Annotated in this window: 22 protein-coding genes and 1 tRNA gene; 15 read left to right on the top strand and 8 right to left on the bottom strand. The window is 65.9% G+C overall.

The window, feature by feature from the left end; genetic code table 11:
* Window positions 1-124: 124 nt before the first annotated feature.
* The 5 genes from QZY03_RS24745 to QZY03_RS24725 form a co-directional block, all read right to left on the bottom strand.
* Complete coding sequence (locus QZY03_RS24745) at window positions 125-1681, bottom strand: bifunctional DNA primase/polymerase (protein WP_295585575.1); 1557 nt, start codon at window positions 1679-1681, stop codon at window positions 125-127.
* Window positions 1678-2112 carry a hypothetical protein gene (locus QZY03_RS24740; RefSeq protein ID WP_295585573.1) on the bottom strand — a complete coding sequence of 145 codons (435 nt, stop codon included), beginning with the start codon at window positions 2110-2112 and terminating at the stop codon, window positions 1678-1680. Before QZY03_RS24740 ends, QZY03_RS24745 begins: the two co-directional genes overlap by 4 nt.
* Before the next feature lie 9 nt (window positions 2113-2121).
* On the bottom strand, window positions 2122-2337 hold the full coding sequence (locus tag QZY03_RS24735) for a hypothetical protein (protein WP_295585572.1): 216 nt from the start codon (window positions 2335-2337) through the stop codon (window positions 2122-2124).
* Window positions 2338-2368: 31 nt separating this feature from the next.
* On the bottom strand, window positions 2369-2557 hold the full coding sequence (locus QZY03_RS24730; protein ID WP_295585570.1) for a hypothetical protein: 189 nt from the start codon (window positions 2555-2557) through the stop codon (window positions 2369-2371).
* A 110-nt stretch (window positions 2558-2667) separates the two neighbouring features.
* Window positions 2668-3003: a YdaS family helix-turn-helix protein gene (locus tag QZY03_RS24725; protein ID WP_295585568.1), complete on the bottom strand. Its 336-nt coding sequence runs from the start codon at window positions 3001-3003 to the stop codon at window positions 2668-2670.
* 256 nt (window positions 3004-3259) lie between these two features.
* Here QZY03_RS24725 and QZY03_RS24720 point away from each other — a divergent pair, with 256 nt between their 5' ends.
* From QZY03_RS24720 to QZY03_RS24700, 5 genes are all read left to right on the top strand, one after another.
* Window positions 3260-3469 (top strand): hypothetical protein, encoded by a 210-nt coding sequence (locus QZY03_RS24720; RefSeq protein ID WP_295585566.1) that lies wholly within the window; start codon window positions 3260-3262, stop codon window positions 3467-3469.
* 6 nt (window positions 3470-3475) lie between these two features.
* The gene (locus tag QZY03_RS24715; protein WP_295585564.1) at window positions 3476-3778 is read left to right on the top strand and encodes a DUF6516 family protein; all 303 of its coding nucleotides are present in this window, start codon (window positions 3476-3478) and stop codon (window positions 3776-3778) included.
* Window positions 3771-4130, top strand: a complete 360-nt coding sequence (locus tag QZY03_RS24710) for a hypothetical protein (RefSeq protein WP_295585562.1) — start codon at window positions 3771-3773, stop codon at window positions 4128-4130. The genes QZY03_RS24715 and QZY03_RS24710 overlap by 8 nt, the downstream gene beginning before the upstream one ends.
* A gap of 153 nt (window positions 4131-4283) precedes the next feature.
* Entirely contained in the window at window positions 4284-4529 is a 246-nt protein-coding gene (locus tag QZY03_RS24705) for a hypothetical protein (RefSeq protein ID WP_295585560.1), read from the top strand.
* Between the two features lie 368 nt (window positions 4530-4897).
* Window positions 4898-5041 (top strand): hypothetical protein, encoded by a 144-nt coding sequence (locus tag QZY03_RS24700; protein WP_295585559.1) that lies wholly within the window; start codon window positions 4898-4900, stop codon window positions 5039-5041.
* Between the two features lie 88 nt (window positions 5042-5129).
* Here the strand turns inward: QZY03_RS24700 and QZY03_RS24695 are convergent, their stop codons facing one another.
* On the bottom strand, window positions 5130-5339 hold the full coding sequence (locus tag QZY03_RS24695; RefSeq protein WP_295585557.1) for a hypothetical protein: 210 nt from the start codon (window positions 5337-5339) through the stop codon (window positions 5130-5132).
* A 74-nt stretch (window positions 5340-5413) separates the two neighbouring features.
* Between QZY03_RS24695 and QZY03_RS24690 the strand changes: the two genes are divergently transcribed.
* From QZY03_RS24690 to QZY03_RS24660, 8 genes are all read left to right on the top strand, one after another.
* Entirely contained in the window at window positions 5414-5605 is a 192-nt protein-coding gene (locus tag QZY03_RS24690; RefSeq protein ID WP_295585556.1) for a hypothetical protein, read from the top strand.
* Window positions 5605-7383, top strand: coding sequence for a ParB/RepB/Spo0J family partition protein (locus tag QZY03_RS24685; RefSeq protein WP_295585555.1), 1779 nt, complete (start codon window positions 5605-5607; stop codon window positions 7381-7383). The genes QZY03_RS24690 and QZY03_RS24685 overlap by 1 nt, the downstream gene beginning before the upstream one ends.
* Window positions 7380-7808, top strand: coding sequence for a hypothetical protein (locus QZY03_RS24680; RefSeq protein WP_295585553.1), 429 nt, complete (start codon window positions 7380-7382; stop codon window positions 7806-7808). Before QZY03_RS24685 ends, QZY03_RS24680 begins: the two co-directional genes overlap by 4 nt.
* On the top strand, window positions 7805-8044 hold the full coding sequence (locus QZY03_RS24675; protein WP_295585551.1) for a hypothetical protein: 240 nt from the start codon (window positions 7805-7807) through the stop codon (window positions 8042-8044). Before QZY03_RS24680 ends, QZY03_RS24675 begins: the two co-directional genes overlap by 4 nt.
* 3 nt (window positions 8045-8047) lie before the next feature.
* A complete protein-coding gene (locus QZY03_RS24670; protein WP_295585550.1) occupies window positions 8048-8281 on the top strand; it encodes a hypothetical protein in 234 nt (77 codons plus the stop codon).
* Entirely contained in the window at window positions 8269-8496 is a 228-nt protein-coding gene (locus QZY03_RS32260) for a Lar family restriction alleviation protein (protein ID WP_363169148.1), read from the top strand. Before QZY03_RS24670 ends, QZY03_RS32260 begins: the two co-directional genes overlap by 13 nt.
* On the top strand, window positions 8493-9110 hold the full coding sequence (locus QZY03_RS24665; protein ID WP_295585549.1) for a hypothetical protein: 618 nt from the start codon (window positions 8493-8495) through the stop codon (window positions 9108-9110). Before QZY03_RS32260 ends, QZY03_RS24665 begins: the two co-directional genes overlap by 4 nt.
* A gap of 277 nt (window positions 9111-9387) precedes the next feature.
* The gene (locus QZY03_RS24660; protein WP_295585547.1) at window positions 9388-10503 is read left to right on the top strand and encodes a tyrosine-type recombinase/integrase; all 1116 of its coding nucleotides are present in this window, start codon (window positions 9388-9390) and stop codon (window positions 10501-10503) included.
* 51 nt (window positions 10504-10554) lie between these two features.
* Here the strand turns inward: QZY03_RS24660 and QZY03_RS24655 are convergent.
* Window positions 10555-10723, bottom strand: a tRNA-Ser gene (locus QZY03_RS24655).
* Between the two features lie 315 nt (window positions 10724-11038).
* On the opposite strand from QZY03_RS24655, the gene QZY03_RS24650 reads away from it, so the two are divergent.
* Both QZY03_RS24650 and QZY03_RS24645 read left to right on the top strand, forming a co-directional pair.
* Window positions 11039-11419 carry an ATP-binding protein gene (locus QZY03_RS24650; RefSeq protein WP_295585545.1) on the top strand — a complete coding sequence of 127 codons (381 nt, stop codon included), beginning with the start codon at window positions 11039-11041 and terminating at the stop codon, window positions 11417-11419.
* A gap of 266 nt (window positions 11420-11685) precedes the next feature.
* The gene (locus QZY03_RS24645) at window positions 11686-11937 is read left to right on the top strand and encodes a hypothetical protein (protein ID WP_295585544.1); all 252 of its coding nucleotides are present in this window, start codon (window positions 11686-11688) and stop codon (window positions 11935-11937) included.
* 151 nt (window positions 11938-12088) lie between these two features.
* Here QZY03_RS24645 and QZY03_RS24640 read toward each other — a convergent pair whose 3' ends face one another.
* Window positions 12089-12526 carry a helix-turn-helix transcriptional regulator gene (locus tag QZY03_RS24640; protein WP_295585542.1) on the bottom strand — a complete coding sequence of 146 codons (438 nt, stop codon included), beginning with the start codon at window positions 12524-12526 and terminating at the stop codon, window positions 12089-12091.
* Window positions 12527-12569 lie beyond the last annotated feature (43 nt).

Below are 12569 nucleotides of genomic sequence, written 5' to 3'. Positions count from 1 at the left end.
TTGTCGATGCCTGAGTCTGAACGCGGGCGGCGTGCGTCATCATACCCACCCGTGCGCCGAACCTCGACTGCCGGTGCGTCCCGGCAACACGGTTCTTGCATGGGGTATTGGGCGCCATTTCGGGTCAGATTGAACATCCTAGTCGCTGGCGTCCATCCCAGACCAACGCATCCAAATAATCGCGAATGGGGTGAAAGCGATTGGCGAGGGCGACGCCCAGCACGGCGTCGGCAATATCCGTCTTCTTCGGCTCAAAGCGGAAGCGCTCCGCGAGCCAATGCCGCAATTCGGTGTCGTGCGCGTCGGTCCATTCCCCCCGCGCAGCGTTCGCAAATGGCGGGTCCGTCCGCGCGATAATCCGTTGTGAGAAATCGCAATAGGCGAGACAGCCCGTCCACTCCGGGCGGTTCGCGATGATCTCGCGCACATTGTAGGCCGTGCCGCGAATCACCCCCTTGTCGGTATACATCAACCGATCGGCCCAAGGCGGGCGTCCCGCTGGCTGATCCGGTCCGTCTGACCCTCCAGGAGGGGGGGGCGGCGGCGACGGCGGCCCCGTCGACGCATCGACCGGCATTCCATGCTCGTCGAGGCACACGGCCCACCCGTCCAGCGGTTGCTCTTGCTCAAGCGGGGGCGGGACCTCCGGCACAGCAGGACGCGGTGCCGACTCCGGCGCCCGGTTTCGCCACCCCAGATGCGCCGGATCGATGCCGATCTGGCGACACAGCCACAGCGCCGCATCCGCGGGCGTGGTCGGTGACCCCCACTCCAGCACCAAGTCGATCGGGGTCTTCCCCCGCTCCTCGCCCCAATCCTGGATCCCGGCCGGAATGATCGACAAATCCTCTTCCAGATCCCGCCCCAGCGCCTTCGAGGTCACCCGGAACCCGTCGTGATACGACCGCGCGGCCGGCAGCAACACCGGAACCCACGCCTGCAGCGCGGCCAGGGCCTTGGTATTCACCTTCGCAAAGAACGACGAAGCCGCCGCGGGCGAGCGCTCCTGCCCATGTTCCCCCCGCGCGGCCCGCGGATCGACCGCGACCAACGCCAGCAACCAGGGCGGCGCCGTCGCGATCGGGCACGACTCCGGGTTCCGGCCGGGCGCCCAGGTGTAGCACCCGCCCACCGCCAACGCCGACCCCGGCAGAATCACATAGCCGCCGTCCCCGCGCACATCGAGCCCCGGCGTGACTAACTGGCCGTTGGGCGCGCGCTCGAACGGCACCGCCGGATAGCCGCCCGTGCCCCAGGACTCCGACCCCAGGCCCAAGCGGCTCTGTTTGTTTGGCACCGTCCGCCCGTCCAGCGGGTGACGGAAATACAGATGGCGCCCCCCGGACCCGGTGATCGCCTCCACCGTGGTCGGCAAGGCGCCGAACACCTCACACAAGGTCGCGACCGTCGCCGGCCCCGTCGCCCCCTTCTTCACATCCACGTCCAAGACGAAGATGCCGCCCCATACCGCCGCCCCGGTCGGCATCCCGATCAGTGCGCGCCGATACGTCGCCCACCAGGCGCCGACCGTCGCCTCGTCGAGCGTGGCGTCGTGGAAGCCATTGCCCCCCGCGGCCCGCGGGATGGCCGGGCGCCGCTCTTGCCCGCACGGAAACACCGGCCGGCCGGCCCGGACATGCGCCAGCGCCGCCGCCAGATTGGGCGAATCGGGCGCCGTCATGCGCTTCTCACATGCCGCCGCGCGAGCACTTCCCAGGTCAACACCGCCCGGTGTTCTGCCATGCGGACCTGATGCGCCAGGGCCACCCGCGCATCGTTCTCCGCGCGGCGCGCGGCGATGCGGACCGCGCGGGCGGCATCCGCTTCCAGTCCGACCCGCTGGCGCAGGGCGTCCAGGGCGTCTTTGGAGGCTTGCACCTCGGAATGACCGCCTGGGATCGGGGGCGGGATCACACCGGGCACGCCGGTCACGGGGGATTTCCGCGGCCGCTTTTTGCGTTTCGTCAGGCCGCCGTCGAGGGTGGCCAGGTGGTCACTCAGCGTGGTGCGCGATATACCCAAGCGCGCGGCGATCTCGCGCAGCAGCTCGCCACGGACGCGGGCGGCGATGATCTTGGCATCGATCTGTGGGGTCCAGGGGAACGACGTCATGGCGGCATCTCACATCGGTTTGAGCGTGATCGGCGGGGGAACCAGGTCCACCACACCGTCAGCACAAGCCGTCAGTTGGTTGACCACCAGCCCGGTGAGCACCTGCTCCGGCGTCAGGCCCCAGGCCGCCGCGGTGTGGCGGACCTGCGCGGCTTGGAGCGCATCCAAGTGGACGGTAAAGACCCCCTCAGGCCCTGGCGGTGACGACGCGGCATTGCTCCCCATGACTCTCCCCCCGAACAATGTGTGTGAGGGCCTAGACGGGCCTTCTGTTTTCGGGCGCGGCCGGTACGCTGTACCCGGCCGGTGCCAGCGCGGCGATCACGATCGCCCGCACCATCACGGCCGGCGGTACGTCGCGTTTGCGCGCCAAGGCCCGCAGCAGATCGGCATCGGCCGGCTTGAGCCGGAGCTTGAATTCGGCAATGTGCAGATCGTCTTCCATGGGTGGCTACCTCTGGCTACCTCGAACTGACCCAAAAAAACGCCCGGCCGAGCGACCCGGCCGGGCAGAAGCCCCTCTGTTGAGAGAGGCGAGGAGGACTCGGTTGGATGTCATGCGGAGTGGCCTTCGTCCGTCGCGGCCGGGTGGAGCCGATCATCAATGCGGCGGTCGGTGCGGCGGCGGTCGACGGTCGGCGCCTCGTCCTCACTGGCCGTCTTCCCTTGGTCCGGCGATACGCCGACAGCGGGGCCGAAGATGTCGGGGCGCAGGTCGTGGACTGTCACGGCGCTTTCGGTGGCGATCTGGATAGCACGACACAGCTTTGGTGCGATGGGGCGTATCTTTGTAACCATCTGATATAGATACGCAGGCGATATGTTCAGGTCTTTTGCAAGTGCCCGGCGGCCACCGTTCGGTAACGAATCGTAGTAACTGCGAATATCCATGGGCCAAAATATAGCCGTTGCTACGCATTTATGAAATAGCCTAGGCTACACTAGCGTTTGCTATGGTGCGGCCATGTCAAGACGTGATCGCCTTCAGCTATTGGTAGATACCCGCGCCCAAGGAAACCAGGCGGCGTTTGCTCTCATGGTGCAGAGAACTCCCCCTGTGATCTGGCAATACCTGAGCGGGCATAGAGAGATGGGAGAAAAACTAGCGCGTCATATCGAGCGATGTTTGCGGTTGCCAGCGGGGTGGATGGATCAAGCTCACGAAGACCCCTCCGCGGCCCTCGATGCTCCCTTGCTGGCCGCTCCGTCCCTGACCCCACGCCAGCAGGCCCTGCTCGGCTACTTCGACGGACTCACGGAAGAGCAGCAAGAGGCGGTGCTGCGAGAACTTTCGGAAAAGAAACAGGTGAACCAGGCGATCGTCGAACACTTTCTCGCCCGGCAGAAGGCGTCGTGACGGGCGATGCGCGCAATCCCGGTGTATCGCAAGAAGATCACGCGGCCCGATGGGCTGGTGATCGAGGCGGTCGTGTGGCGCGTGGCCCCGCCCGTGGCGGGCTGCACCCACCCCTTCAAATATCGCCTGTACGCGGGGCGGGACGGGCGCTGTGTGGTGCGCTACGACAACGAGCGCGGCAAAGGCGACCACAAACACCTAGGAATGGTCGAAGTGGCCTATGCGTTCCGCTCCCTGGATCAGTTGATGGCGGATTTCAGCGCGGATGTAAACCGGCTCGGAGGGCATGATGGCGAAAGCGGTGATTGAATTGTCTGACTGGCAGCAGATGCAGGCCGAGCTGCGGACCACGGCCCGCCGTTTAGACGCGGGCGAGGTCCTGCCGGAAGCGGACTATCACCTGGGGTACGCCACCACGGCGCAGCTCCTCGCGGACCTGACCCCGGCGCGGCTGGCGCTCTTGGACGCGCTCAAAGGGCTGGGGCCGGTGGCTATGGATGACCTGGCCACGCGCTTGGGGCGACCCCTCGGCCGCGTCCGCGCCGACGTTGCCAAGCTCCTGGACCTGGACTTGATCGCGCAGGACGCTGGCGGGACAGTCCGCGTCCCGTGGGATGAAGTGCAGATTCGGTTGGCCAGCGTCGGCGCCCAAGCAGCCTGAACCGCCGCCGCCCAGTCCGGTAGACCCCACCCCGCTATTGCGGGTTTTTTTGTGCAATAAATATGTAGCAAACGCTATTGAATATAAATTTAGCTGTGGCTATCCTTTCTCTCATCGTCGGCCACCCAGCCGGCCCCCACGGGAGCGCCCGCGATGATGACCGCTTACTTTGAGCACGAGTCCTTACCCACGTTGCAGGCGGCATGTCGGTACGTCACCGAAGGGAACCTCAACCCGAAATGGAAAATTACCATTACCGCCCACGAAATGAGCCCCGGTGTCGCTGTCGTCCGGCACCCCAGCCGCCAGGCCGTGATGGCCGTCATTGGCCGCATGGCGGATACCGACAACGACACGCTGGTGGGCGTCGACTGGAAGGAAGCATCAACCGAAGTGTGATCGGCGACGGATTGAACGGGTGACCCAAGACTTGGGGAACGCTGCGCGGGTGACTTAAGCCCCGTGTTCTACAGCGCAATACCGCAGAACAGTCGCCCCGGCCTGGCGGGTTATCCAGGCACAGATTTCCCTTCGTGCCCGGACCGCCCTGGACGGCAGTCTCAAGGTTGCTGACCGATGGCACGTTGAGGTCAGCCGCTGGCGATGCAGCGCAATCGGAACCGGAGCTACCCGGCGGAATCATCGACACGTCATAGCAGGCCAGGCGCCGACTGGGCTCTATACCCACCCGCGCCCCCTATCCCACGAGGAGCGGCTCGCCCCGCCGCCGTGCAAGTGCGGGGCACCATCTAACCCAGAGGCAAGACATGACCGAACCAACCGACCAGACCGCAGCGACCGACGTCACCGACCCGGATCTGCTGAACACCTCGACCGGCGATCAGGACCCCGAAACCGACCGCAATCCCGACCCGGATAGCGACCCGAACAACACCCTCGACGAGGACTGATCCACCACTTTACCCCCGCCCATTGAGCAACCCTTGCGAGTGCTGTTAGAAGAACAGAAACCACAGGGCGCGGTCATTGGGCGGGGCCTCATCCCGGAGCCAGCACATGCACATTGAATCCTCTCACCCGGCGTTGTCTGGCCGGCTCATTGATGCCGGTATCGCCTTGGCTCAGGAGGTGCAGGACATCGTCGACCAGGCCGTGGACAGCGCCGGCGGCGCCGACCCCGAACCAAGCAGCGCGACCGCGTTTGCGCTCAGCTTGGTAGAGGAGTGGGAGGAGGCCTATGCCGAGCACAGCCACGGCGCCACTGACCGTTTCTCGGGAAACCGTGCCAGCCCTGCCGCGGCCGCTGCGCACGACGCGACCCTGTGCTCGCGATTGCGCAGCGGATGGCCGACGCCGGTCAATCGCTGCTGGACCTCTACGATCCAGACGGGCAGCGCAGCGATGACGAGGAGAGGGAGCTTCACGTGGCGCTGCTGGATTGGGCGCGCTGGAACATGGTCCACCAGGGGCAACAACTGCTGGACCTCGAACCGATCAACCAGGAGCCCACCTGATGGCCATCTCAGACGCCGCACGCAAACAACGCCGGCCGCCCAGCACGGCGCCGCAACCGGGCGCGATCGTCGTCCACCCCGCGACCGGTGGCAAACAGCCGGTTGCCTATCCCCGCTGTGCCTGCGGCTCCGTGGGCGCCCTCCACCAGCGCGTCGCCACGACCCCCGAGGACGCCCGCGACGCCTGCCGCGCGGCGGCCACCGCGGGTGGTTGGCGCTTCCCCGATCCTGGCCCCGACACGGTCGCCTACTGTCCGGCCTGCGTCCTTGAGGAGCAAGACCGTCCGCCAACCGATCTCACCAGCGCCCCATCACCACCGCCAGACACCGCGGTCCCGGTCACCCGATCCGCGCCCCGCGGCTTCCGTTTGGCCCCGCACCTCCAGACACTGACCACCCTGCCGGCGCCCCGGTACGTTATCAACCAGGTCTACGACATCCCGGTGGGCGACCTGATGCCCGACCCGCATCAACCCCGCAAACTGTTCGACCCCGCCGCGCTGCGCACCTTGGGTGCGTCCATGCACACCGGCGGACAGCAACACCCCATCCGCTTCCGCGAGCGCCTTAATCCGCCGCCCGAGGAAGCCCCCCTGATTTTGGTCGATGGTGAGCGCCGCTGGCGCGCCGCCCAGCTCGTCGGCCTGCCCACCCTGCGCGCCATCCTGGATCCCGACACCGACTACGGCGCCGACCTGATTGTGCGGCAGGCGCTGCTGAACGAGCCCGGGCGGCCACTCCAAGCGTGGGATTGGGTGCTGACCTTCAATCATCTGGCACGCCAATACACCCTGACGCCCGCCCAAATCGCCGTGCACCTCACCACGCGCGGCCTCCTCCACCACGACGGGCGCCCGTGGACCCGCCCCCAGGTCGCCAACTATTTGCGGCTGCTCGCGCTCCCCGGCTGGTGCCAAGACCTGATCGCCGAGAGCCCGCTCACCCCCAGTCACGGCCTGCGCATCCTGCCGCACATCGCGCGCCTGGCCGTGATGGAGCGCTTGCGGACCATCCTCGGCAAGCGCTGCGCCGGCACCCCGTCGCCAACGCCCGCGCCCGCCGACGACCGCGACGAGGACCTCGACGCCGAAGCGACCAGCGGCGCCGCCACGGTCAACAACGACGCGCCGAATCCCTTCACCGTCGCCGACCTGCGCCGCGAGCTGCACGGCATCTATTACGAGTTGTATATCCCCTTGCCGGATGGCAAATGGCTCAACAACACACTGTTATCCCCGCAGTGGAACTGTGAAGACCCCGCCGACCAGTGCCGGACCTGCCCGCAGCGCGCGGAGACCGACGGCTGGTCCGGGCGCAAGTCGTGGTGCATGGATCAAGCGTGCATGGTCACCCGCAACGCGGAGCACCAACACCACGCCGCGCAGACCCTCGACCCCGCGGAGGCAGCCGACCGGATTGCACGACCGGACCGTGACGCACGGGAGGCCGAGTTCGAGGCGCGCCAGGCCCAGGCGCAAACCGAATGCGACGCCATCCGCGCCGCGGTCAGCCTGGCCGAGCCCGAACAACTGCTTGCCCTACTGCTCTGGCGCCTGCTCAGTTACCACGCCCGATCCTCCGGCACGACCAACAGCATTCCCGCCCCGGCCGCCATCGCTCAGCACCTCGCGGGCCACACCCGCACGCGCTTCCTGCGCGCCCGGATAGCCGGACTCCTGAACCTCAACTACGATGGCCCGGTCCGCGCCGTCGTGCAGGAGTACCTGGGACTTGCTGCATCCCCCGCAGAGCAGCCGCAGGATCAGGAGGCACCATGAGCCCCCAGCCGACGCGTTACGAACTCGCCGGCCGGCTACGGCTGCACGCCGACAGCGTCCAGCGCCTTGCGCAACAATTGGCCGCCTACAGCCCCTACCGAGCGGCGGCTGCTGACCTGGCCAACGCCGCGGCGATGATGCACTTGCGCGCCAATGCTATTGCCCCGCTTGACCCGTGTCCGCACCGCGCGGACCTGCAGCCCCAGTTGATCGACGACCTGAGCCTGCCACCCCTGCCGCGCGGTGACGTCAGGGCGCTGCTCAAATTGCTTGCCCTGGCCACGGCCGGCACCGCCGCCGGGCACGACCCGACGCAGTGGATGACTCCGACTGGCCGCGCCTACTGGGAGGCGTGGTTGGTGGCAAGGGAACAGGCGACGATCACGATTGCCAAGGTCTTTCCGCTGGCACCGGAGGGCGTATGAGCTGCAACTGTGCTGTTGAGGTCGATCGACAGTTGGCGGAGCGAGGGTTCCGGCTGATCAGTGCGACGATCATCACTAAAGAACTGAGCCTGCACACTATTCCCACTACCGTTGCGATCGAGCGCGCCGCCGAAAAGAGCCGCAAGCCGGTGCCCAAGTTACACGCGCCGTTCTGCCCGTTCTGCGGTCGCCGTTATGGCCCGGTGACCTTGGCCGCCTTGGACTTGGATGAGTAATTTATGGCACTGGATCAATCGACTGTCAATTTCCTTGAAGAGGCGGCGTCCTATTTCCGGCGCCAAGCCGCAATAAGTCTTGGGTTCACTAAAGAAGAGCGCACCGCTTGGGCAGACGCAATTGATTCGGCAATAACGTTGAATGCCGACCTACCGGATTTACTGAAACAGGCGCGCAGCAACGGCTACCAAGCGGCGCTTTCTCATGACTGCGATAGCGAAGAATGGGGAGCATGATGATGTCCAGCGACCTTAGTGTTGTATTAAATCCCTGCTCGTTTTGCGGATCAATGGAATTGCTGTTGACGAACGAATCAGACCATTACGGCAGGGGGAGCCGTGAAATGGTCGCGTGCGGCGGATGCGGGACACATGGACCGTGGGGGCAGGACGAGCAAGACGCATCAATGCTATGGAACAAGAGATGCGCACAAGCAGTGCTCTTTCCATGATTAAGGCCCTCACCAACACAGCCGACGATGACGGCCGCCAACTGGACCTGTTCGGCGCGCCTCCACTGATCGCACCGCGTTCAGCCGCCTACAGCGGCCAGGTCGAAGCCGACCGCGTCAGGCTCGCGCCCTACCTCGGGGCCTACGCCCTGTCGATCCGCGCGCCTTGGGTGTCGTGGATCTTCGGGACCGGGCCGGACCGAAAGACGTGGGAGAACCGTGTGTGGCGCCCGTCCTTTCGACCAAGCTACCGGGGGCCGCTCCTGATCCACCTGTCGCAGTGGTGGGACTTGGATAGCGTGTGCGACACCATTGCAGAGGTAGGCGATGAGTGGCGGAGCCGCCACGACCACCCGATGTACGCCGCGATCCCGGACGCGCTGAGCACGCCGCGCCATCTGCACGCCCTGCGCGGGCACCTGCTCGGGTGGGTGGACCTGACCGACATTCGCCACGGCCGCGACCTGGCCGGCGAGTTCTGGGTCGACGAAGGGGGTGCATCACCAGAGCATCACTGCTGCCTGCGACTTGAGAACCCGCGATTGCTTGCCGAGCCGGTGCGGTGTCAGGGGAAGCTCGGGTTGTTCAGGGTGCAGCAATGGGCGGGGAAATGACCACAGACCTTGATGCCTTGCGCCAAGCTCGGGAGGCCCCGGCCGGCCGCGCCGGACAGCGCACGCTGCGTCCCACGATCCGCCGTCTGCTCAGCCGCGCCGAAGCCGCCGAGTACCTGAGCATGTCTTTGCGTGCTTTCGATGCGTACGCGGCCCCGGCGCTGCCGTGGATACCCCATGGCGCGCGCCGCCGGTACGACATTTACGACCTGGACAACTGGGTCGATCAGCAGCCTAAAATGGCCCCGACGGGCGCCTCGCAGGAGAGGAAAACGACATGCGAGACAAACAATGCCGCGGGCTCACGCTCCGTGGGGGCTTTTGGTGGATCAACATCGACCGGCGCATCGGAGGCCGCCAGGTCCAGATTCGAGAGTCGACTGGATGCGGGGAGACGGACCTCGCCGGCGCGCGGGCCGTCCGCGACCGACGCGTCAAGGAAGAGACCGACCGACCGGTAGCGCCGGCCAACACCGACCAGCACGGACCCGAGCGGACCTTTTCCGATGCCGCGGCCGAGTACGTCTTGGATCTGGAGCGGCGCGGCAAGGACAGCGGTCGCGCATTGCAGGATATCCGCATGATCCTGGACGAGGCCGGCGACTGGCCGCTGTCGCACCTGCACCAACGGGCGATCCAGCCACGGATCGACGCACAGCAGGGCCACCGGGCCAGTGGCACGGTGGATCGGGCCTTACGCACGCTGAGCACCGTGCTGCACTTCGCCGCCGAGGTGCTGCGCGATGGCAATGAACCCTGGTTGCAGACCGCGCCGCGGTTGCGCTCGCCTGACTGGGGCGCCCGCGCGCGGCGGCCGATCACCTGGGACGAGCAGGATCGGCTGATTGCCGAACTGCCCGCGCACCTGATCGGTCCGGTCCTGTGGGCCGTCCATACCGGAGCCCGGCAAGAGGAGGTGTGCAGCCTGACGTGGGCACAGCACCGGCCGGTGGATGGACTGCCCGAGTGGTCCTGCTGGTGGATACCGCCGGAGGTGCGGAAGGCCTCGAGCAAGGCCAAGGTCAGTGACCGCGACGGGCGTTACATCGTCTGCAACCGAGCGGCCCGATCGGTGATCGCCGATCAAGTCGGGGCGTCAGCCATCTGGGTATTCCTAAGCCCGCGGGGCGGGCGGCTGTACCGGGTGACGAACAACGGTTTCCGGGCGGCGCGTGAACGGGCCGGGTTAAAGGACATGCGCGAGCACGATCTACGGCACACGTTCGGAGACCGGGCCGCGGATGTCGGGATACCCCAGGACATTGTCGCCGTGTTGCTCGGGCATCGGCGCCAGGGGATTACCGCGCACTACAGCCGGCCGGGATTGGCGCGGCTGACGGAAGAGACAGAACGGATCGTGAGACCGGCAGGGAGGCTCGCGGCGGTCGGGTAGATTCGCACATGTGCGAATCGAACAGGAATGGTGTTTATAACCCGTTGAATTTGGCGCGCCCGACAGGATTCGAACCTGTGACCCCAGCCTTCGGAGGGCTGGAATGTGGCGCAAGGTGTTGATTAATAATATGATGCGCTGGCACCCGCAACGCTTTTGCGCATCACAAGGCATGTCGCGGCACTCCGTGCCGCACAAATTCCGCACAACCAACTTGCGCAAGACCCCTTTCACCGACACGGCGACCAACCGCAAGATGCCTGCGCGTGTCCCCCTTTCCCTTTCCCTGTCGCGAATCGTGCCCGCATCACCAGCACCCACCAACGAGGTCATCGCGTTGCGGCCGAGACGGTACTGAGACGCGTCGGCGCATGAGTGCCTAGCGGAAGGTCCGGGCTGTCAGCACCGGTTGGAGCCAGAGCGATCGGCGTGGCCTAACCTGACCTGACGGGGTATCTATCGTGGCGGCCCATGCGCCCGGTGTGCGAGCCGATCCCTGTACCACCAGGACTTCCGCATCGTTGGCCCGCTGCTGGTGAGCCAATACCCGGACCACATCGAGATCGCCAATCCCGGCGAATTCATCGGCGGCGTCTCGCCGGACAACATCCTACGCCACCGCCCGGTCCCGCGGAATCCGCTCCTTGTCAACGCCCTGGTGCGTTTGCGCTTGGTCAATCACATGAACCTGGGGGTGCGGCGCGGGCTTGGTCGTAGTCATGAATCCAGACGAGCCCGATACGCGGGTGGTCCAGGTCGAACTGGCAGGCATACTGGACGCAAAGGGTGCGTCAAACCGTTGCTGGCCGGCATGCTGCTTCGTGACGGTACCCCGTCACTGGCGCGAGCCGCCCGGTTGATGGAGATGGTAATGGGTTCCTGGCGCATCGCCCCCGCCAGGGGATCGTCGTGGTGAGTTTAGATGCAGACGAGGTCGTTTTGCACCTGTTCTACACCTGGATACCCTTGAGTCATTCGACTGGCTAATACCGTTCGTCGGAAAAATCCCAGGACTGGTGGCGCTCAGTTGCCCTCTCCTGGCACCTGCTGTCACTTCCTGTCATCTCCCGCGACCTCCTGTCACACTTCTCCCGGACGAATGTCCTCTATTGCCAAGGACGCCCTAATGGATATAAATACTCCGATGTCGCCGTGGCGGCGGCTTCCGCAGGAGTATGACGCATGGCCGAGAGCATTTCCGACTTCATCCTCGCGCGCCGTTGGGTCAACGAGCAAGGCGCGGGCGCGTTCCCCTCATTCGCGTCGCTCGAATGGTTTATTCGTCACCATCGGGCGGAGTTGGTGGAGAGTGGGCAGTTGATCGTGCGGCGCGGCTCCAGCGGCACCCTGATCGGTCCCAAGTTCGGAGATCTGGTGCTCGATATCCTGCGGCGCGAGAGTCGCGAGACCGTGGCAAGGCAAGCGGCGGCTTAGGGGTGTGCCGTGGCCACCACTGGTGCGCCCGCTGTCCTTCCGCATCGATTGCGCAACGACCGCTGGGACGATGCATCGCGTCGCCCGCAATGCCGGCGGAGGTTGATGCGTCGGGCGTGCACCGAACGGTGGGGCCCTTCCGGCGCGAGGGTCATGTGAGACGATGGCCCCGCAACACCAGCAACATTGCCACATATCCCTCTTTAGTGATCGGGTGCGGCGTCGTCAGCGAGCGCAATGCCTGCCACTCGGTGGGCTGGATGTTGAGTACCGCACACATGGCGAGATCGCCGGCCAGGCTCTCGAGTCCCGGGGCCGCCTTGCTGTCGGCGAGGATATGCGCGCGGCCGGTCTCCGTGTCGCCCAGGGTCGCGCAACTGTCGCCGCCCAGCAGCCAGTGGGAGGTGACGCTCAGGGCGTCCGCCAGGCTCGCCAGCATTTCGATCGACGGCGCGCGTGCGTTGCGCTCCATGGCGCTGATATGGCTCTGGCCAATCCCACACAAGGCCGCCAGCTCCTTCTGGCTCAGGCGCGCGTTCTTGCGGGCGAGCTTCAGGCGGGGGCCGATCAAGATGGCGGTGTCGATCATCCGTATAGCTTGAACGAAAAACGCCTGTGCGCAATAGCACGGA

The sequence above is a fragment of the uncultured Lamprocystis sp. genome (assembly GCF_903933125.1).
Classification (GTDB): Bacteria; Pseudomonadota; Gammaproteobacteria; order Chromatiales; family Chromatiaceae; genus Thiodictyon.
This window is presented reverse-complemented; position numbering and strand designations above follow the sequence as displayed.